Below are 20,082 nucleotides of genomic sequence, written 5' to 3'. Positions count from 1 at the left end.
TAAAAAACGGACTGAAAAAATCAGCCCGTAAAAAGTCGTTGGGTCAGAACCTATTTTTTCCCTTGGTTCTTCATTTGCTGCATCATCTGGCGAATTTTCTTCTCAGATGGTTTTTGCCCCATTGACATCATCATTGATCGCAACATGTCCTCATTAACGGGAGGATTTTTTTCTAAATAGTCTTTCATATATTTACGCGCTAGGAAAAAGCCACCTACTGCGCCGATTAGCAAAGCAATAATAGCAATAAGTACGACAATACCTGTTGATAACATATAAATCTCTCCTTTCTATTTCCGAATTGCTCTCAATGACTTATTTTACTAAAGTTTATTGAAAAAAGAAAGGCGTATTCTTTAGTTTCATGCAAAAAATAGCGGTTTTTTTAGAGGAGAACAAAATTTCTTTCGTCATTCAGCAAGACGCGCCACGAAAATAAATTAGGCATACCGAATCTTTTTCTTTAATTTTTTCTTTTTGAGGTGTAGAATGTAATCGTAGATAAATAGGAAAGGTGGTTTTTTCTTGAATAATCAATCCAACAAACAATTTCATAAGCATCGACTTATTGAACATACAAATGGTTTATCTTTAGCTGAAGTAAATGGAACAGTTGATGTACCGAAGGGGAAAAGTTTTTTTAAAACACTTCTTGCTTACTCTGGACCTGGTGCGTTAGTAGCAGTTGGGTATATGGACCCGGGTAACTGGTCTACTTCGATCACCGGGGGACAAAATTTCCAATATTTATTGATGTCAGTTATTTTGATGTCTAGTCTTATTGCTATGCTTTTACAGTATATGGCAGCAAAATTAGGAATCGTGAGCCAAATGGATTTGGCACAGGCAATCCGAGCACGCACAAGTAAGACATTAGGTGTCATTTTATGGATATTGACTGAATTAGCCATTATGGCAACAGATATTGCAGAAGTAATTGGTGCAGCAATCGCCCTCTACCTGCTCTTTGATATTCCATTAGTGATTGCCGTCTTTATTACTGTATTAGATGTTTTCGTTCTCTTACTACTGACAAAAGTCGGGTTTCGTAAAATCGAAGCTTTGGTTGTCTGCTTGATTTTCGTCATTTTATTCGTTTTTGTCTATCAAGTTGGCTTGTCTAACCCTGATTGGCACAGTTTATTTGCTGGCTTTATCCCTAACAGCCATACATTCTCCGACTCACCTGTCATTGGTGGCGAAACTCCGCTAACTGGAGCATTAGGGATTATTGGCGCAACAGTCATGCCACATAACTTATATCTACATTCAGCAGTTTCACAAACTCGGAAGATCGATCACCAAGACGAAGAAGATGTAGCACAAGCTGTACGTTTTTCTACTTGGGACTCTAATATCCAATTGTCGATGGCTTTTCTAGTCAATGCACTGCTATTGATCATGGGTGTCGCTGTCTTCAAAACCGGTTCTGTCCAAGATCCTTCCTTTTTTGGTCTGTATGAAGCTTTATCTGATCCATCAGCTATGAGCAATGGTATCTTGATTGCTGTAGCAAAATCTGGTATCTTGTCCACTTTATTTGCTGTAGCACTTCTTGCTTCTGGCCAGAACTCTACTATTACTGGTACGTTGACCGGTCAAGTCATCATGGAAGGATTCATCCATATGCGTATCCCGATTTGGCTAAGAAGACTGGTCACACGATTGCTTTCTGTGATTCCTGTATTGATTTGTGTTTTGTTTACAAGTACAAAAGGAACGATCGAAGAACATACCGCTTTGAATAACTTAATGAATGAATCCCAGGTGTTCTTGGCTTTTGCGTTGCCGTTTTCGATGATCCCTTTACTGATGATGACCAACAGCCAAGCGGAGATGGGGAGCCGATTCAAAAATTCATTTGTTGTAAAACTTCTTGGCTGGTTCTCTGTGATTAGTCTGACTTACTTGAACTTACGAGGATTACCAGGACAGATCGAAAGTTTCTTCGGCGAGCAAGCCACTTCCGCTCAACTAGCATTGGCTGATCACATCGCTTATGTAATCATTGTTCTTGTCCTTCTCCTGTTGGCATGGACGATTGGTGATTTATATAAAGGAAACAAAAAATATGAACAGCGTTTGCAGGAAACGATAGAAGAAATCGAATAAAAACTGATTTTTCCACACAAAGACCCTTGATAGTTAGGTTAAAAATCTAGCTACCAAGGGTCTTTTTATTTAGAAGATAAAGCTTTTTTCAGATTTAATTTACTGAAAACTAGCATGCTTGTTACTACGATGAATTGCGTTAATGGCACGCCTGCGCCAGTGTAGACACTTAAAAAATAATCCTTTTTTTCTGGCGCATAAGAACAAAACCACGAGACACCGAAAAGAAAAACCAATTGTGTCAGTATTAATCCGGTGACCACAATCAAAGAGGAACTATAATAGGCACGATCAGCTTTTGCAAATACGGTTCCTAGTATCATAAGTAATATCCCTGCTATTGAAGCAATCAGCACGGGAATAGCCAGAACTTGGTAAATTTTTATGATGACATTCGCGACTTTTGCTGATTTTGTTAATTGGAAATTAGGTGTTCTCGGTTCATTACTATCGATCCAATTCTCCATTAGCGGAAGGTTTAATAATTCTTGAGCCTGTTTGACTTGTTCTTGCGTTCCGAAACTATAATTTCCTCCTTGATGGAAATCTTTATATCGCCATGCATAAGCGTATCCTGATTGAAGGAAATCGAATACGATTGGCAGATCACTCATCGTCTTTCCATCTCCTGATCCCATCAGATAGAACTCTTTTTTCTTTTTGATGGTTCCCTTGTGATAGGCTTCTTCTAATTCTTGGTTGACTTTTTTCCAAAAATCATTGGTTTCTTTTGCATTGTTTTGGTAATAACCAGATTCGCTTACCACATCTCGCAATGCCCAAAAGATGATATCTCCGGGTAATTCTTTTACTTTTCCACCTTGGGTCCACGCGTGAGTCGTATATAATTCGTCAATACGGGTAGAAACAGTATGGAATGTAGGAGATGCGGCTAATGCTTTATTTAGTGCAGCATGTGAGACCCATATCTCACTGTTTTCTTTATTCAAGTTCGTTTCATCATCTATTCGGATCAGTTGTTTCATCAAACGTCCAAATTCTCCACTGGAACGGTCATTGATGGTTGCAATACCGTATGTTGTCTCATTTTTATATTCGATCCACTGATAGACGATGGAAAAGCCAACTATAGGAAGTAAAAACAATGAAAGTTTCAGCCATTCCCGTTTCGAGAGAAGAAAGAGTCGTTTTTTTAACTTCTTTACTTCTTTGAAAGAAAAGTCTTGCCCTAGCAAGATTTGGACGAAACTGATACCCAAAGCTACTACAGTAAAAGGAAGAAGCCAGATAGAATCTTCGCGAATGAACCAAAAGAAAGGAAAAGCGACAGAAAGCCCTAAAAACCATGGCAGCAATTTTCTGCTAGAACCGTATTTGCGGTAATAAATAGCTAGTAAACAAGCGATAATGATCTCAACAGCCGGAATCACGAGGGCATTACGATACGTTCGAGTGGAATATTCATGTGTAAAACTAATCGGAGAAAACAAAAAATAAAAATAGATACTTAAAAGAAGATACTTGTTCTTCACGATCGGTTTAAACGCGAGTGCAACCAATATACTGGCAAAAATACTGAACATGCCGAACAAAACTGCATAAGAAAGATGCAGTTTATGTGCAAGTACTAAAAATAAGCTGTAGGAGATTCCTTTGGAAAGTGTTGTAGTCGTATACTCCCCTAGCCATTTACCGTCCAAAATATTTTGAGCATAGCGAATCAGCAGCTGGTCATCATAGGTTGCCGACATGTCTGTTCCATAGATTGCTTTACTATATAAATACAAACGAATAATTGTAAATAATAGGGCTATGCCAAGAATAAAGTATGTATGTTTCTTTTTTAGTTGGTTGATCAAGGGTTTTAAAGTGTTCAGCATCTTTTCGTCCTTCCAATCACGTTTTGCCACTTGCTTGTGAAACTTTTCGTTTTTTTACTTTTCTACCAGTATACCTTGTTTGTCTAAATTTAAAAAGAGGGGGGAGAAGATGCATGATGACAAAGACTGCAAAAAGTACTCCTTTGTTTCTTAAACAAAAAAGGACAAGGCAATGTGCCTGGTCCTTTTTTGCTGCTGTCAGATAGAAAATCTTAGAGTATCACTTCTTCTGCTAATAACTCAGGAAACACTTCTGGATCGAATATTTGTGCTTTGAACATGGCGATTTCTTTTCCATATGGTGCGTAAGCTTTCTTTTTATCTTTGCCGACATAGGGAGTTTCCAAGATTTTCGAAATATTGTCAAACATTGGATTATGGACGATCTTATTCAGCGTGTCGAATCCGATTGTTCCAAAACCAATATTGGCGTGCCGGTCTTTATGCGAACCTTGCGGATTTTTAGAATCATTGATATGGAGTACTTTAAGCCGATCTAACCCGATGATCTTATCAAACTCTTCCATTACACCTGAAAAGTCTTCTTTAATATTATAACCGGCATCATTCGTATGACAGGTGTCAAAAGTAACGGATAATTTTTCATTTAATTTTACTCCATCGATGATTTGCGCTAATTCCTCAAATGTTCGACCGATTTCTGTACCTTTACCTGCCATCGTCTCCAAAGCGATTTGTGCCGTCTGTTCTTTTGTCAAAACTTCATTCAAGCCTTCAATAATTCTAGCAATTCCGGCTTCTGTTCCTGCCCCTACATGAGCACCTGGGTGAAGTGTAATTTGAGTAGCGCCTAAAGCTTCCGCACGAACAATCTCTTCTCTCAGAAATTGGACGGCAAAAGGAAACATTTCTGGTTTGATCGTATTCCCCAAATTAATGATATAAGGGGCATGAACGACGATATTTGTTAGACCGTTTTCTGCCATGTACGCTTTTCCGGCATCAATATTCATCTCTTCGATGGCTTTTCTTCTAGTGTTTTGAGGGGCGCCTGTATAGATCATAAAAGTCGAAGATCCATAACTGGCTGCTTCTTCTGCTGCTCCTAACAGCATTTTCTTTCCGCTCATGCTGACGTGTGAGCCTAATAACATGGATGGATTCCTCCTTGAAAGGCAATTGTTACTAACAATTCCTATATATTGGTAAGATGATATACAAAGAAAATGATTGATTTTTCTTTGCCCTGTTCTCCATAGTAACTGAAATTTTCTCTAAAGAAAAGCTTAAGAACTCTTTTATAAAAAAGATCATTTTCTCACGTTTTAACTCCTTTAAAAAAGAAATTCCTGCCAAAAACAGCCTTGTCTGTTTTTTTGTTCTATTATTTGCTATAATTAGCGAAATAAAACCATTAGTTGAGGTGACCCTTTTGCCACGCAAAAATACTCGAAAAAAACAGAATAGAAGAAAAAAAGAAAAATGGTTTGTTCCTAAGATTATTTTTAGAGTTTTTCAATCATTGACTGTTTTTATTACTGTTCTTCTTTTGATGTTCGCAGCTCTAGGTATTGGAATAGGCGCTGGCTATTTTGCCTATCTCGTCGAAGACACACAATTGCCGACTAAAAAAGCACTGCAGACAGAACTAGGAAACATTACAGAAACGTCAAAGATTGTTTATGCAGATAATACAGAGATATCAAAAATCCAGACAGATCTGATGCGCACGACTATTTCATCTGATAAAATTTCACCTTTATTGAAAACTGCAATTATCAGCACAGAGGATGAATACTTCGATAAACACCAAGGTTACGTTCCTAAAGCTGTTTTACGAGCATTAGTATCTGAAGCTACTGGTATTGGCTCTTCTGGTGGATCAACTTTGACACAGCAATTAGTCAAACAGCAGATCCTTACAGATGAAACAACATTCAAACGTAAAGCAAACGAGATCATTCTTTCTGCACAAGTAGAAAAATACTTTTCAAAAGATGAGATCATTGCTACGTATTTGAATGTCTCACCATTTGGTCGTAATAATAAGGGACAAAACATTGCTGGAGTCCAGGAAGCTGCAAGAGGAATCTTTGGTGTAGATGCAAAAGATGTTACTCTGCCGCAAGCTGCTTATATCGCTGGATTACCCCAAAGCCCGATCACGTATAGTCCATACACGAACACAGGCGCGCTAAAAGAAGATCTTTCTGCCGGCCTTGCCAGAAAAGATTTTGTTTTATTCAGTATGTATCGTGAAGGCCAAATTACGAAAGAACAATACGAAGAAGCAAAAGCCTATGACCTTACAAAAGACTTTCTACCACAACAAATCGCAGAACAGACTGACAGAGAATTCTTGTATTATACTGTGATGAATGAAGCAACAAGAATCATTGCACAACAATTGGCTGAAAAAGACAACGCTGATATGTCTGATTCATCGGTCAGTGACGCTTATTATCAAAAGGCACAGCAAACGATCCAAAATAAAGGATATACAATCCATTCGACAATCGATAAAGATGTCTATGCTGCATTGCAAAATGGCGTAGAAAATTATGGATACATGTTAGATGATGGTGCTGGCAGTCAAGTAGAAACCGGAAATGTATTGATGGATAACAGAACTGGCCGCATCTACGGATTCGTTGGCGGACGGAATTACAGTCAGAATCAAAATAACCATGCCTTCGATACAGAACGTCAAGCTGGCTCATCAATCAAACCAGTTCTTGTTTACGGACCTGCAATCGACATGGGGCTTATCGGATCAGAATCCCGTGTATCAGATTATGCAACAACTTGGCAAGAAGGAGAAAATGCTGGCGAGAAAATCGTCAATGCTACTAACGAAGGATCGAACACCTTCCAAACCGTCCGTGAGTCACTAGAATGGTCCAATAATATCCCGGCTTATCACTTATATCAAGATGTGTTGAATTCCGGTGGATCGAAACAATATGCTTACGAGCACTACTTGGCAAAGATGAACTACCCGGCAAATGACAATTGGGGCGTTGAATCTGCTCCTTTAGGTACAGTAGATGTCACGACGCTTCAACAGACCAACGGATTTCAGGCTTTAGCAAACGGCGGGGTCTATGAAGAAGGCTATATCATCGATTCCATCACAGATAACGCAGGAAATGTAATTTATAAACACGAAAGCAACTCTGTCCGGATCTATTCGGAAGCAACGGCATCGATCATGAATGACATGATGCGCAGTGTGATCAATGCAAAAATCACTACACCATTCAAAGATGCCATCTCAAGCTTAAACGGAAATCTAGGAAAAGCAGATTGGGTCGGAAAAACTGGTTCTACCAATGAATACCGAGATTCATGGCTAATTGTCTCTACTCCGTCTATTACCATCAGTAGCTGGGCAGGGCACGATGACAATACTGGAATGGACAGCAAAGCAAGGATACGTTCGGCTAATTATCTTGCCAATCTGATCAATCAAGCTTACCAAGCAAAACCTGACATTTTTGGTACTGATGAGAAATTCGAATTATCATCTGATGTGATGAAGAAAAAAGTATCTGGATTTACTGGTCAAACACCTGGAAAAGTTACTGTCAATAAAAAATCCATCCAAACACCAGGAAAAACAGTTGAATCGCTATGGGCGAAAAATGGACCGAAGAAAAGCGCCTTTAAATTTGGCGTTGGCGGTACCGATGAAAACTATACAGATTACTGGAACACCGCTTCAGCTTATGCAAGAGCGAATCAAGCAACCAAAGAATCAGATGAGAAAGATGATTGATTTAATAGAATACACAGTAATAAGGGATTGTGACAATAGTATTGTCACAGTCCCTTATTTTTTTGATGGTGGTGAACAAAATGCAGCATCTATACACGGATTGTTTTATATATGATAAATGTAATTTCAACCACTTTCTCTCTTTTTTAAGACACAAAAAAAGGATTATAACAAAATTTTGTCATAACCCCTTTTCCCGAATAAACGGTGTTCTCCTGCCAACTCCGAATCACGAGTCACAATATTCATCAAACATGAAATGCTGTTTTTTGAAATTGCTCCTTGTAACGCAGAGTTAAACAGCAGGCTCACAACCTCTGAATGGTTGTCCTTTTATTATTTTGTAGATCCTTTTTCTTCGATTCCATAAGGCAAGATAATCGTTTTTTCTTCGACTTCTTCTTTATTCATCATTTTCGTCAATAGGCGCATAGATACCGCCCCTAAATCGTATAATGGTTGTGTGATACTTGTTAAACGAGGACGAGCTACTTCTGTCAGTAGTGAATTGTTACTTGTGATGATTTCGAATTCTTCCGGTACTTTCACGCCACGGTCTAATAAACCATCCAAAATACCGATGGCTAATTCATCATCTGAAACATAGACAGCTGTTGCACCGCTATTATGGATCCGATCGACTAGAGATAGACCATCTTTGAAGTTGTATTGTGCTTCAAAGATCAATCCTTCGCTATATGGTAGGTTATTTTCGCTTAATGCTTCTTTATAGCCTTTCAGACGATTTTGTCCATTGATGGGATCGATCAACGCACCACTGACAAAAGCGATTTTTTTATTGCCGTTTTTTGCCAATTTGTTTACTGCATCTTTTGTTGCTGATACATAATCAATGTTTACGCTACCTACTTGTTCATCTGGATCAATAGAGCCAGCTAATACAACAGGAGTTTTTGAACGTGAAAATTCTCCACGGATTTCGTCTGTGATATGGTGACCCATGAAGATCACGCCATCCACTTGCTTAGCCAGTAAGTTATTCAATACATTGACTTCTTTTTGGTCGTTGCCATCTGAATTTGCTAAGATAATATTGTATTTGTACATTGTTGCCACATCATCGATACCACGTGCTAAAGAAGCAAAGAACATATTGCTGACATCAGGGATGATTACCCCAACTGTTGTTGTTTTCTTACTTGCCAAGCCACGCGCAACTGCGTTTGGACGATAATCCAAGCGATCGATAACTTCCAAGACTTTTTTTCTTGTTGCTGGTTTAACGTTTGGATTGCCATTTACGACACGTGAAACAGTAGCCATCGAAACATTTGCCTCTCTCGCTACATCATAGATAGTGATTGTTTGCTTTTCCATTTGTGTTCTCCTATTCATATTTTATATGTTTTCTGAAAATACGTCTTACATTTCTAAAATAGAATATCAAATAATCTCAAGAATTGCAACCGTTTTATCTCTGTTTTCATGAAAATTTTTACTTTTTTCAGTTTTTAGAACGTTGGTCTTTTAATAAATCAGTGGTACAATTATTGAATACAAAATTAATTTAGAAAGTAGGTTGCCAAATGAATAACGTAAAAATCAATGAACTACGTCAATGGATGGCACAACACCAAGTCGAATTGGCTTATATCAGCGACCCTGGCCACATCGCTTACTTTTCCGGATACGAAAGTGATCCTCATGAGCGTGTACTAGCTCTTTTTATCCCTCTTGAACAAGATCCTTTCCTTTTCACTCCTGCTTTGGAAGTTGAAGATGCTCAAAACAGTAGTTGGGCGTATGATGTCCGTGGCTATTTAGACAGCGAAAACCCTTGGGAGATCATCGGAAAAGAACTTCGTGCTCGCTATGGTCAGCCTGGCAATGTAGGGATTGAAAAGAACGCCTTGACTGTCGAGCGCTTCGATGCTATCTCTGATATCTTGACGGGAACGGATTCTTACACTGATCTAACTTCCATCATCCAACGTCTACAACTGATCAAAACTCTAGAGGAAAAAGACAAACTGATCGAAGCTGGTAAATGGGCCGATGTTGCATTTGAGATTGGCTTTAAAGCAGTGAAAGAAGGCGTGACTGAACAAGCGATCATTGCAGAAATTGAATACCAATTGAAAAAACAAGGTATTTCACAAATGTCTTTCGACACATTAGTCCTTGCAGGAGCAAATGCTGCAAGCCCTCATGGTACACCAGGAAACACGAAGATTTCACCGAATGAACTTGTGTTATTCGATCTTGGCGTTGTTTGGAATGGCTATTGCAGTGATGCTACTCGTACAATTGCTTATCAAAAACCAACCGACTTCCAAGAAAAAATCTACAACATCACTCTTGAAGCACAGCTTGCCGCACAAGAAGCCGTCCGTCCAGGTGTGACAGCAGGTGAACTTGATCAAATCGCACGAAACGTGATCAACAGCTATGGCTACGGCGAATATTTCAATCACCGTTTAGGTCACGGGATCGGAACAACCGTCCACGAATTCCCTTCCCTTGTAGAAGGAAATGACTTAGTAATCGAAGAAGGGATGTGCTTCTCTCTTGAACCAGGAATCTATATTCCTGAAAAAGTAGGGGTACGTATCGAAGACTGTGTATATGTGACAAGCGATGGCTGTGTGCCATTCACGACTACACCAAAAGAATTACTTGTTTTAGAAAAATAAGAGTAAAAAAGGTGAGAGCTAGTCCGCTCCCACCTTTTTATTCTATAAATTTGTGATTTTAGTGATTTGTAGATGAATCTGTCATTGTATCTTTTATTTCTTTTTTAGCTTCTTTCGCATCTTCTTTTGCCATTTTCATCATTTCTTTTGTGTCATCTGCAACTGGTTTTGCTTCTGACATTCCTTCATTGACAGTGTCTCCTGCTTTACCAGCAGCGTCTTTTACATCAATCATGATATCTTCTGAAGTATCTTTAGCAATACTTCCTAATTCATCTGCAGGTTTTTTCATATCTTCTGCCGTTTTTTTGAAACGATTAGATAAGTCAGCTGATTGTTCTTTAAGATTTAACAAGATATCGTCAGATTCACTTCCTGCTTCATCTGCTGATTCACTTACTTTTTGTTTGACACTACCTGCTAGATCACCTGCTTGTTGAGAAAGATCTTGCGCTTTTTCTTTTGCAATACCTGTTAACTCAGTCGATTTTTCTTTCGCCATATCTGTGTAATCTGAAGCCATATCCATCAAATCATCCGCTTGGGCAGCTAATTCATCCCGAAGTTCTTTACCAGATTTTGGTGCTAACAATAACGCGGCGATTGCTGCGGCTGTTCCTCCGACTACTGCACCTAATAAAAATCCACCTTTTTTAGCCATTTTTATTTTCCTCCTGTCGTTTCAGTATGTTTTTTGTTTTTAAAAAATTTCATCGCTGTCCCACCGACTTTTCCGGCAACCGTCGCTTTAGCTGTCGTTTTACCGATTCCGCCGACTTTCGTCGCGATGTTTTTACTAGAATGATTAAGTTCTGATACACTTTCACTTAAATCAGCAACTGCTGTGAACAATGGATCGATCGTTGCGACTTTTCCATTGATATCCAAGAGCAGTTCATTACTTTTGACCAGCAAGCCTTCTACTTGTCTAGACAAAAGATCTACGTCTTTTGTGACGATTTCGATCGTCGTATTTGCTTCTGCTACAGTCTGATCTACTTTTTCTAAAGTTTTAGAAACTTGCAACAACACACGAACGATAAAAACGACAAGTATCGCAAAGGCGATTGCTGCGATCAATCCTGCAATTTCTCCTCCTGACATGATCAAACTCCCTTCTTGTCTCTCTTTTCTATAAGGATAGCATTTTCGTGTTTTTTAAACAAATAAAAACGAGCTTCAACTACTTTTTATTCAATTAGCAGCTGAAGCTCGTTAGAAAAAAGGGTTATTTTTTCTTTTCTTCTTTGATTTCTGTTATTCCTTTTGGATTATGATCGATCTTGCTTCCTTCTGCTTCTAATGTTTTACCTAAAGACAGGATGTACTCACGTAAAGGTGCACCTACTTCTGGATGTGTTAGACCATATTCAATGCTTGTTTTCATAAAACCAAATTTGTCACCGACATCGTAACGTTTACCTGTGAATTTACGGGCAAATACGCGTTGTGTTTTATTCAATGTATCGATTGCGTCAGTTAGTTGGATTTCATTTCCGGCTCCTGGTTGTTGCTCGGACAATACATCAAAAATTTCTGGAGTCAATAAGTAACGTCCAATAATAGCTAAATCACTTGGTGCTTTGCTTGGATCTGGTTTTTCAACAAAGTTTTTGACATTGTATAACCCATCTTCCAATACTTCTCCTGGATTGATAATTCCGTATTTTGAAGTTTCATCATGAGGAACTTGCATAACGGCGATCGTAGAAGCATGAGTACGTTCGTAATCATCGATTAATTGCTGTGTCAATGGTACTTCATCTTCCATGATATCATCGCCTAGCATAACGACAAATGGTTCATTTCCAATAAAGGCTCTTGCTTGAAGAACGGCATGTCCTAAACCCTTTGGATGAGATTGACGGATGAAATGCAAGTTGACATCTGTCGTTTCTTCTACTAATTTCAATAATTCGGTCTTTCCTTTTTCACTTAGGTTTGTTTCTAATTCAATATTTGAATCAAAGTGATCTTCGATTGGTCGTTTAGCTTTTCCTGTAACGATCAAGATGTCTTCGATACCTGATTTCAACGCTTCTTCAACGATGAACTGGATTGTTGGTTTATCAACAATTGGCAACATTTCCTTTGCCATAGCTTTTGTTGCTGGTAAAAATCTTGTTCCTAATCCTGCTGCTGGAATAACTGCTTTTTTGACTTTCATATACATTCGCTCCTTCAAAAAATTGTTAATGAGAATTCATTTTCTTTTTTCCCATCACGTAACATGATTTCTTTTGCGGCTGTTTTGATTTCTTTTTGTTCATACAGCACTTCATAGATTGTTTGAGTGATGGGCATTTCGATTTCCATCATTTGGGCTAGTTCCATCGCTGCTTGGGTAGTATTCACACCTTCAACGACCATTCCCATATTGGCTAGCACCTCTTCTAGGGGCTGCCCTTGTCCTAACAAGTTGCCTGCGCGCCAGTTCCTAGAATGAACACTTGTGCAAGTAACGACTAGATCGCCTACTCCGCTTAATCCGATAAAGGTCAGCGGGTTGGCACCCATTGCTACACCTAAACGGCTGATCTCAGCTAATCCGCGCGTCATGATTGCTGCCTTTGCATTATCGCCAAACCCTAAGCCATGAATAGCGCCAGCACCAATAGCAATAATATTTTTCAAAGCTGCCCCCATCTCTACACCGATCACATCAGGATTGGTATAGATCCGAAAATAATTATTCATGAACAGCTCTTGTACATATTTTGCTGCTTTTGCATCTGTACTTGCAGCTGTGATCGTAGTGATGTCATGTTTCGCTACTTCTTCTGCATGGCTTGGTCCAGAAAGAACAACAACAGCTTTTCTTTTTTCTGCTGGGATTTCCTCTAACAAGATGTCAGAGATCCTTTTATGTGTTCCCTGTTCTAATCCTTTACTTGCATGGATGATCACTGGCTTTGTATTCAATTTAGGCACTAGTTCTTTTGCAACAGAACGTATTGCTTTCGTTGGAATGACGAATAGCACCGCATCTGCGTCTTTTACTGCATCTTCCATATTGGTGAATGCTTGGATGGAATCGGGTAGATAATGATCTGGTAAATAACGTTGATTCGTGTGTTGGGTGTTGATTTCTTCTACTTGTGAAGCACGATGTCCCCAAATCCGAACGTCATGTCCGTTTTCGGCGAGGACTTGTGCCAAAGCAGTACCCCAAGAGCCTGGTCCTAAAACCGCTACTCTATAATTCATTTTACCACTCCTGAAATTTTTTTCATTTTTAACGCTCTAAAAATCAGATAATTTGTTGATTTTTTCCTAATGAGCGGTCATAATCCGGTAAATTTCCTTTTTTTCTGCGCCAAATAAATAGAATCAATGTACCGACAAATAACACAGCAGATAATAATTGAGAAATACGGATCACACCTAAAAAGTAAAGACTGTCTGTACGTAATCCTTCAATAAAGAAACGCCCGAAACTATACCACATTAGATAACATAAAAGGACTTCGCCTTTTTTCAAAAGGTGTGGTTTCTTTCGTAAAAACAAAAGCAAAATAAATCCAATCAAACTCCAAAGTGATTCATAAAGAAATGTTGGTTGACGATAGATCCCTTCGATATACATATTATCAATGATGAATTGCGGTAAATGCAGACTTTCTAAGAAGCTTCGCGTCGTGTCTGGTCCATATGCTTCGTGGTTCATGAAATTTCCCCAACGACCGATTGCCTGTGCTAATAATACACTTGGTGCAGCGATATCTAAAAAAGTCCACAAAGAAATAAAATGATATTTAGTAAAAAAATACAGCGTGATCGCGCCTGCAATCAGTCCGCCATAAATAGCTAAGCCTCCTGAACGGATATTGAATATTTGGATTGGATCAGCTATATACTGGGGAAGATCAAATAAAACATAATATAAGCGAGCGCCAATAATGGAGATAGGCAATCCCCACAACATAAAATCTGTCACATCATCTGCTTTTAATCCTACCCGAACAGCCTCTCTGCTGCTAAGCCACATGGCGATAATGATACCTGATACGATGATCAATGCATACCAGTAGATAGGAATCCCTACAAGCTCAAAAGCAACTCGATTGATTTGTGCTAACATATTGTCACTCCTTGCTAGTCGTTGCCTGAGTTTTCTTCAATCAAGCGACTTAATCTTTCTTCAAATGTTTTCGTTGCGTCAAAGCCCATTGTACGTGCACGGAAATTCATCGCGGCTACTTCAATGATGATTGCAACGTTTCGTCCTGTTTTGACAGGGATTTTTATTTGTGGAATGCCCACTTCCGCGATTTCAACGGTCGTGTCTTCAGAGCCCAGACGGTCGTATTTCTTATCTTTTGCCCATGCTTCCAGATAAACAGCCAACTGGACTTGCATAGAGCCACGTACCGCACTCGCACCAAAAAGATTCATTACATCAATGATCCCGATTCCTCGGATTTCAATCAGATGTTCCAGGATTTTAGGCGGTTCTCCGATCACCGTTAATTCATCTTGCTGATAAACATCTACTCGATCGTCTGCGATCAATCGATGACCGCGTTTGATCAACTCCAACGCTGTTTCACTTTTTCCTATCCCACTGTCACCTTGAATCAGTACACCTAATCCGTAAACATCCACTAAAACACCGTGGACACTTGTTCGAGGGGCAAGGCGACCATCTAAATAACTGGATAATTCTCCTAATAAACGAGAAGTTGAGATGGGAGAACGCAGTACAGCTATCCCATTTTCATTTGCTGCCTGGATCATTTCTTCTGGAGCCGGTAATCCTCTTGAAATAATAAATGCGGGCATATCTTCACTACATAATCTTCTCATGATGATCAAACGCTCTTCTGGGATCATCCGTTCCGCAAAACTGATTTCTTTACTGCCAAATAGCTGTAAACGATTATGGGAATAATAATTAAAATAACCAGTCAACTCTAGTCCTGGGCGTGAGATGTCCCCAGTTACGATGACACGGTCTAAGCTTTTCTCGTCGCCTGTCACGATTTCCAAAGATAATTTTTTCACTAATTGGCTAACTTTTACAACTTCTGACATTCATGCTACCTCATTTCTATTAGAGTGTTCTCTATCATTTTATCATTGTCTAGCCAAAAGTACTACCAATTAAAAAAAACGTTTTTATTTAATTACCAATGTAATAGAAAACGCATTCCTGATTCTAAATAAAAAAACTGCGCCGATAGTTCGGCACAGCTTTCTTTTATTTTCTACTGTTATGTTCGCTGACAATTACATTGACAAGCGACATCAAGATAGCTACTAACAACGCTGCACCGAATGAAGAAAAACTAAAATGTTCTGCTCCCACAAAAAAGGAGGTCATTTTAAGAATCGCTGCATTGATAACAAACGTAAACAATCCCAATGTGACTAATGTAAAGGGCAGGGACAGTATCGTCAAAATCGGTTTGACAAACATATTCAACACAGACAATACGAAGCTGGCAAGAACGGCCGTCCAAATACTGCTCACATGGACCATCGCAGGAAAAAGAACAGCCAATGATATGGATGTTAACGTATTAACTAAAATACGTTGAAAGTACGACATTAAAAGTCACTCCATTCGTCATCATCGATTTTTTCCGCTTCTTTGCGTTTTTTTGTTTGTTCACGAGTTTGTTCACGATAATTGTTTTTTTCATAATATGCATTGTTATGTCCATAGTTTGTTCGTGCAGAACGCGCAGATGGGATAATCAAAGCTAATAAAATGTATAAAATGATTGGACTTCCAAAAGCAACTAAGCTCAGGAATACATAAAGCACACGGATAACAGTCGGATCGATCCCGATGTATTCTCCTATTCCTGCTAAAGTCCCTGTCAAAACAACATTTTTATTGGATTTTGTCAACTTTTTTTTCATCATGTCTCACCTCTGTTCTACTATTTTAAATGAAGAAAATCGTTGTGACAACCTTCTTCTTAATCGGTGTCTCTCTGCAAAATTCTCGGTCACAAATTACCATATTCATAAAACATGACGAGCTTTTTCTGAAATTATTCCTTGTGACTCGGCGATAATTGGCAGGTTCATAATCTCTTGGTAAACGGTGTTCAAGAGATAGCCTATCGGCAATAAGGCACAATTTTGTAAAATAGGGGAAGCTATTTTACAAAATCGCTTCTTATTGCTCAAGGCTGAACATCTCTTTCACAACCTCTTTATTTATCTGTATCTTTTAAATAGATACTTCCTGTTGTCGTTGAAAGTTGCACTTGCGCGATTTCACCATCTGAAACACGACGGAATTGCAACATTTGGTTTGTCCGTTCTTTTTTCTCACGAACTACTTCGTAATTGGACAGACGGCTGTTGATACTTCCAAGACTTGTTTTAGCATGTCCTTCCAAACCGATGCCATCTGGTAAAGCGACTTTGACATTTCCGTTCACTGAACTTGCTTCTACTTTTTTCAAATTATCTTCTTTAATCGTAAGACGTACATCACCATTTACCAAAGACACAGAAAGGTTTTCTGCTGTCGCACCAAATGTCACTGTACCATTTACTGTTTCGATAATAGAATCTAAGATGTTCCCGTTTCGAATATCGATATTGCCGTTTACACCTTCTACTTCCAGCATCGTTGCAGTTAATTGGTCCACGATGATGTTACCATTCGTAGATTTTGTATAAATATCTTTAGCTTCCAATGTTTCAATCATGATGTTGCCATTTAGAAGTTTAATAGCTGCGTGGTCGTATACTCGTTTAGGTAAGTAGAAAACAAGGTCTGCACGCACACGTTTATTTGGAATTTGGAAGGAGATATGATCTTCATTAACCTCAATCTGGCTCCGTTCAGAGAATGCTTCAAATGGTTCAGCACCCATTTTTCCGTAAAGTTTGATCTTAGCTTCAACTTTCACATCGTTGCTGTCCCACGTTTTTAACGTCACGTTTCCGTTTGCTGCCTTGATATCAAGGATACTTGCTGCAGGAGCTTCATAGTAAAATTCATGCTCAAATTTCGTTGTCGCAATCCCAGGGACACGTAAGCTGACATCTTTCCATTCCATGTTGTCATTCACTGTTTCTGAAACAGTTTGGAATGTTTTCTTCAAGAATTTGCCTAACTGTGATCCAGCTTCTGACATTTTTTCGCCTACTTGATTCAGTGTATCTGTTGCTTGATCTTTCCAATCATCTGGCAATTCAAACTTATCAGTAAACGTTTCTTTTTTCTCAGACCATTGATTCTTACGGATATCTTTTAATTCTGCTTCTAATTTCAATTGTTCTTCTAACAGTGTATCGCCACTAGCTTCTAATTCTTTGATTTCTGCTTCTAACGTCTGACGCTGTGCTAATTCTTCTTCTGTCAACTCGCCTAATTCTTCTTTTGTATTCAGCTGCATCAATGCTTCCTGTTTCTCATTGCGTGCTGCCTTATTGTCAGCGAATTGAGCATTTACTTCATCTAGACGCGCCGAAGTTTTATTCGCTTCAGTTGCTAGTTCATCTAAGATCTTTTCTAAGTTTTCTTGATCTTGTCTTTCTCTTTCCTTTGGATCAACTGGCTCAGAAATTTCTTCTTCGCCGTTTTCAAGTTTATCGATCAATTGACTTGCCTGATCTTTTTCTTTATGACTAGCAGTTACCTTGTCTGCTTCTTTTTTGATTTGCTTTTCGTCTTTTTCAGTTGCCATGCTTTCTAATAAATCTAAGCCTTCTTCAGTCGAAAGGATTCCTTTTTTCACTAAATCTAAAATACGTTCTCTTTCTTTCATGGAAATTGCCTCCTTAAGCAAAATTGTTTGCAAGCTTTTCCTTACATCCATATTATGCACTGATTCAGTAAAAATGTCATAGGACTTAAGTTGTAACTTTTACTCCATCTTGAGTTGTTCTTTCTTTTTTGTAAAGAGATATGCTGTAGTCACGCAGGTTAAAGGAAGAACAAGTAGTGCGGACAATGTGGTAAGAATAGCCATCGTATATTCTAGAACAAATGATTTTTCATTGATCACTTGCTGAAAAGGAATGTCTAAATCAATAAACCAGAGGATCAACGCTAAAGAACTTCCCATGAATGCAAAAAGAAGTGTCATTACTGTTGACGCCAATATTTTTTTAGCAATAGCGAAACTAGAATGGCGCAATTGGTAAAAAGATAATTGCGGATTTGCCTGATATACTTCGAATGTCCCACTAGAAATTGCTACACTCGCATCTAAAACAGCACCACTAAGACTAATCAGAAGCAACGATCTCGTAAGTAATCTAAAATCAATCGCTAAAGTCTTATCTAAGCCAGATAATTCTTCTAGTTCTACCGATGTAAAACCTTGGATCGCTAAAAAATCAGTGATAGGAAGCAATAGTAGGAAACAAAATAAAAAGATCAGTATACTCACAAAAGCTGCACGCATTTTTAGATTATAACCGTTGATAAAAAATAAGATAACCACAGCAATCAATAAAAATCCTATGACCGACAATGCCAGTATCGGCCACTTCTGATGATAACCGAATAACAACAGGAAAAAGATCCCTAAATTGATGAATAAGCCTAAAAGAATATACATACCTTGCGTACCGCCAATAAGTAGCACGCTGATTGCTAAAATCCCAACAAGTATAATAAGTACATTCATCGTTTCAGCCTCCTTACAGTCAGAAAAAAGAGGACCGAGATGGGGATCGATAATACTATTCCTAAGCTGCCAGCAATGACGCGTAAAAATTCCAATGATAAATGCTGTTCTATCGTTTCTTTGAACGACCATTGATTTCCTAAATATAAAAGAAGCGATGGAACTGACCCACTGATATAGACGAACAAAAGGATATTGGTCATCGAGCCAATCACATCTCGACCCACTTGCCTTCCTGAAAGCCATAACTGTTTCGCTGTTATTTCTGGTTGTCGCTTAGTCAATTCTTCTAATGTCGCAATGACTGTGATAACGGTATCGAGTGTTCCTCCAGCTGTTCCAATCAGTACGCTAGAAAGAAAAACAGAACGATACGGTCGTGTCAGATAATTCAGTTCCTCATAGCGCAGTCCTTGGTCTTTCCAATGATTCATTGTCAAAAGACAAATAAAAAATGCTAAAAAAACACTCGTAACTGCAGCTGAAATTTTGATTATACTGCTTCTATTCCATCTATCTAAAGCCAATATGCTAATAATCATCCCTATAACGACGAACAGGATAGATATATTTAATAGAGAAATCCCTTCTGTTTTAGTAAAGATGAGCAACAAAAGTAAAAGTAAAACGATATTGATGATGAGACTTCCTAAAGCAAATAGACCCTGTTTTCCACCAATAAGCAACATGGCGCCAATGAAGATACTTGTGAAGAAGAAAAGCCAGCCATCATTTTTTTTTGCTACTAGCTGCCATTCATCTCCATGCATTTGGACTAGATACATTTGTCTCGCTTTTATATTTGCTGTTTCTATTTGATTTTTTTGATAAGGAACCGATAAATAAATCGATTCTCCTTTTTGATCCGTGTTCATCAGTTTTCCTGTAATCAATTGATGATCCTCTTTTATTCGTACTTTTTCTATCTCGATGACAGGTACTTCATATAAAGCGGCTTGATGCTGAATAACCCATGAAGTAAGCACACAAATAAAAAATATAGTGATGATGCTAATTTTTTTGGTTCTATGATATTTGGTGTTGTTACTCAAATCGAGTAAGGACACCAAATATTTTTTTATAACAAAAAGACATTTGATTCCTCTATAATTAAGTCGCTGAACCACTTATAG

At 38.5% G+C, this 20,082-nt stretch carries 18 protein-coding genes; 3 read left to right on the top strand and 15 right to left on the bottom strand.

Annotated features, from left to right (window positions below; all coding sequences use genetic code 11):
• Positions 1 to 50 precede the first annotated feature (50 nt).
• Complete coding sequence (locus IGL70_RS03960) at positions 51 to 275, bottom strand: YneF family protein (RefSeq protein ID WP_002294955.1); 225 nt, start codon at positions 273 to 275, stop codon at positions 51 to 53.
• Positions 276 to 525: 250 nt separating this feature from the next.
• Between IGL70_RS03960 and IGL70_RS03955 the strand changes: the two genes are divergently transcribed.
• Positions 526 to 2,112: an Nramp family divalent metal transporter gene (locus IGL70_RS03955; protein ID WP_104873940.1), complete on the top strand. Its 1,587-nt coding sequence runs from the start codon at positions 526 to 528 to the stop codon at positions 2,110 to 2,112.
• 65 nt (positions 2,113 to 2,177) lie between these two features.
• Here the strand turns inward: IGL70_RS03955 and IGL70_RS03950 are convergent, their stop codons facing one another.
• Complete coding sequence (locus IGL70_RS03950) at positions 2,178 to 3,953, bottom strand: hypothetical protein (RefSeq protein ID WP_002294959.1); 1,776 nt, start codon at positions 3,951 to 3,953, stop codon at positions 2,178 to 2,180.
• Between the two features lie 212 nt (positions 3,954 to 4,165).
• Positions 4,166 to 5,068: a deoxyribonuclease IV gene (locus IGL70_RS03945; protein ID WP_104873942.1), complete on the bottom strand. Its 903-nt coding sequence runs from the start codon at positions 5,066 to 5,068 to the stop codon at positions 4,166 to 4,168.
• A 278-nt stretch (positions 5,069 to 5,346) separates the two neighbouring features.
• Here IGL70_RS03945 and IGL70_RS03940 point away from each other — a divergent pair, with 278 nt between their 5' ends.
• The gene (locus IGL70_RS03940) at positions 5,347 to 7,692 is read left to right on the top strand and encodes a transglycosylase domain-containing protein (RefSeq protein WP_002289443.1); all 2,346 of its coding nucleotides are present in this window, start codon (positions 5,347 to 5,349) and stop codon (positions 7,690 to 7,692) included.
• Positions 7,693 to 8,028: 336 nt separating this feature from the next.
• Here the strand turns inward: IGL70_RS03940 and ccpA are convergent, their stop codons facing one another.
• Entirely contained in the window at positions 8,029 to 9,030 is a 1,002-nt protein-coding gene (gene ccpA, locus IGL70_RS03935) for a catabolite control protein A (RefSeq protein WP_002299439.1), read from the bottom strand.
• 209 nt (positions 9,031 to 9,239) lie between these two features.
• On the opposite strand from ccpA, the gene IGL70_RS03930 reads away from it, so the two are divergent.
• Positions 9,240 to 10,346 carry an aminopeptidase P family protein gene (locus IGL70_RS03930; RefSeq protein WP_002299438.1) on the top strand — a complete coding sequence of 369 codons (1,107 nt, stop codon included), beginning with the start codon at positions 9,240 to 9,242 and terminating at the stop codon, positions 10,344 to 10,346.
• 58 nt (positions 10,347 to 10,404) lie between these two features.
• Here the strand turns inward: IGL70_RS03930 and IGL70_RS03925 are convergent, their stop codons facing one another.
• The 11 genes from IGL70_RS03925 to IGL70_RS03875 all read right to left on the bottom strand — a co-directional run bounded on the left by IGL70_RS03925 (position 10,405) and on the right by IGL70_RS03875 (position 20,001).
• Positions 10,405 to 11,007: a YtxH domain-containing protein gene (locus IGL70_RS03925; protein WP_002294968.1), complete on the bottom strand. Its 603-nt coding sequence runs from the start codon at positions 11,005 to 11,007 to the stop codon at positions 10,405 to 10,407.
• Between the two features lie 2 nt (positions 11,008 to 11,009).
• Complete coding sequence (locus tag IGL70_RS03920) at positions 11,010 to 11,450, bottom strand: DUF948 domain-containing protein (RefSeq protein ID WP_002289575.1); 441 nt, start codon at positions 11,448 to 11,450, stop codon at positions 11,010 to 11,012.
• 124 nt (positions 11,451 to 11,574) lie between these two features.
• Positions 11,575 to 12,513, bottom strand: a complete 939-nt coding sequence (galU, locus tag IGL70_RS03915) for a UTP--glucose-1-phosphate uridylyltransferase GalU (RefSeq protein WP_002289574.1) — start codon at positions 12,511 to 12,513, stop codon at positions 11,575 to 11,577.
• 14 nt (positions 12,514 to 12,527) lie between these two features.
• Positions 12,528 to 13,553 carry an NAD(P)H-dependent glycerol-3-phosphate dehydrogenase gene (locus IGL70_RS03910; RefSeq protein WP_002325060.1) on the bottom strand — a complete coding sequence of 342 codons (1,026 nt, stop codon included), beginning with the start codon at positions 13,551 to 13,553 and terminating at the stop codon, positions 12,528 to 12,530.
• A 43-nt stretch (positions 13,554 to 13,596) separates the two neighbouring features.
• Entirely contained in the window at positions 13,597 to 14,427 is an 831-nt protein-coding gene (gene lgt, locus IGL70_RS03905; RefSeq protein WP_002289570.1) for a prolipoprotein diacylglyceryl transferase, read from the bottom strand.
• A gap of 14 nt (positions 14,428 to 14,441) precedes the next feature.
• A complete protein-coding gene (hprK, locus tag IGL70_RS03900) occupies positions 14,442 to 15,380 on the bottom strand; it encodes an HPr(Ser) kinase/phosphatase (RefSeq protein ID WP_002289568.1) in 939 nt (312 codons plus the stop codon).
• 166 nt (positions 15,381 to 15,546) lie between these two features.
• Positions 15,547 to 15,897 (bottom strand): phage holin family protein, encoded by a 351-nt coding sequence (locus tag IGL70_RS03895; protein ID WP_104873943.1) that lies wholly within the window; start codon positions 15,895 to 15,897, stop codon positions 15,547 to 15,549.
• Entirely contained in the window at positions 15,897 to 16,217 is a 321-nt protein-coding gene (locus IGL70_RS03890) for a PspC domain-containing protein (protein WP_002294972.1), read from the bottom strand. The genes IGL70_RS03895 and IGL70_RS03890 overlap by 1 nt, the downstream gene beginning before the upstream one ends.
• A 296-nt stretch (positions 16,218 to 16,513) precedes the next feature.
• Complete coding sequence (gene liaX, locus IGL70_RS03885) at positions 16,514 to 18,082, bottom strand: daptomycin-sensing surface protein LiaX (protein WP_002289495.1); 1,569 nt, start codon at positions 18,080 to 18,082, stop codon at positions 16,514 to 16,516.
• Between the two features lie 99 nt (positions 18,083 to 18,181).
• A complete protein-coding gene (locus IGL70_RS03880) occupies positions 18,182 to 18,949 on the bottom strand; it encodes a YibE/F family protein (RefSeq protein WP_002294975.1) in 768 nt (255 codons plus the stop codon).
• Positions 18,946 to 20,001: a YibE/F family protein gene (locus tag IGL70_RS03875; protein WP_113809445.1), complete on the bottom strand. Its 1,056-nt coding sequence runs from the start codon at positions 19,999 to 20,001 to the stop codon at positions 18,946 to 18,948. The genes IGL70_RS03880 and IGL70_RS03875 overlap by 4 nt, the downstream gene beginning before the upstream one ends.
• Between the last annotated feature and the right edge of the window lie 81 nt (positions 20,002 to 20,082).

The sequence above is a fragment of the Enterococcus sp. DIV0901a genome (assembly GCF_051711525.1).
GTDB lineage: Bacteria > Bacillota > Bacilli > Lactobacillales > Enterococcaceae > Enterococcus_B > Enterococcus_B faecium.
Note: the sequence above shows the minus strand (reverse complement) of the source record. Positions and strands in the feature narration are given on the sequence as shown.

Bases quoted from the DNA above. Each gene is read 5' to 3' on its own strand.
- IGL70_RS03960 (WP_002294955.1), bottom strand. From the start codon at position 275: ATGTTATCAACAGGTATTGTCGTACTTATTGCTATTATTGCTTTGCTA.
- IGL70_RS03950 (WP_002294959.1), bottom strand. From the start codon at position 3,953: ATGCTGAACACTTTAAAACCCTTGATCAACCAACTAAAAAAGAAACAT.
- IGL70_RS03945 (WP_104873942.1), bottom strand. From the start codon at position 5,068: ATGTTATTAGGCTCACACGTCAGCATGAGCGGAAAGAAAATGCTGTTA.
- ccpA (WP_002299439.1), bottom strand. From the start codon at position 9,030: ATGGAAAAGCAAACAATCACTATCTATGATGTAGCGAGAGAGGCAAAT.
- IGL70_RS03930 (WP_002299438.1), top strand. From the start codon at position 9,240: ATGAATAACGTAAAAATCAATGAACTACGTCAATGGATGGCACAACAC.
- IGL70_RS03925 (WP_002294968.1), bottom strand. From the start codon at position 11,007: ATGGCTAAAAAAGGTGGATTTTTATTAGGTGCAGTAGTCGGAGGAACA.
- IGL70_RS03920 (WP_002289575.1), bottom strand. From the start codon at position 11,450: ATGTCAGGAGGAGAAATTGCAGGATTGATCGCAGCAATCGCCTTTGCG.
- galU (WP_002289574.1), bottom strand. From the start codon at position 12,513: ATGAAAGTCAAAAAAGCAGTTATTCCAGCAGCAGGATTAGGAACAAGA.
- IGL70_RS03910 (WP_002325060.1), bottom strand. From the start codon at position 13,553: ATGAATTATAGAGTAGCGGTTTTAGGACCAGGCTCTTGGGGTACTGCT.
- lgt (WP_002289570.1), bottom strand. From the start codon at position 14,427: ATGTTAGCACAAATCAATCGAGTTGCTTTTGAGCTTGTAGGGATTCCT.
- hprK (WP_002289568.1), bottom strand. From the start codon at position 15,380: ATGTCAGAAGTTGTAAAAGTTAGCCAATTAGTGAAAAAATTATCTTTG.
- IGL70_RS03895 (WP_104873943.1), bottom strand. From the start codon at position 15,897: ATGTCGTACTTTCAACGTATTTTAGTTAATACGTTAACATCCATATCA.
- IGL70_RS03890 (WP_002294972.1), bottom strand. From the start codon at position 16,217: ATGATGAAAAAAAAGTTGACAAAATCCAATAAAAATGTTGTTTTGACA.
- liaX (WP_002289495.1), bottom strand. From the start codon at position 18,082: ATGAAAGAAAGAGAACGTATTTTAGATTTAGTGAAAAAAGGAATCCTT.
- IGL70_RS03880 (WP_002294975.1), bottom strand. From the start codon at position 18,949: ATGAATGTACTTATTATACTTGTTGGGATTTTAGCAATCAGCGTGCTA.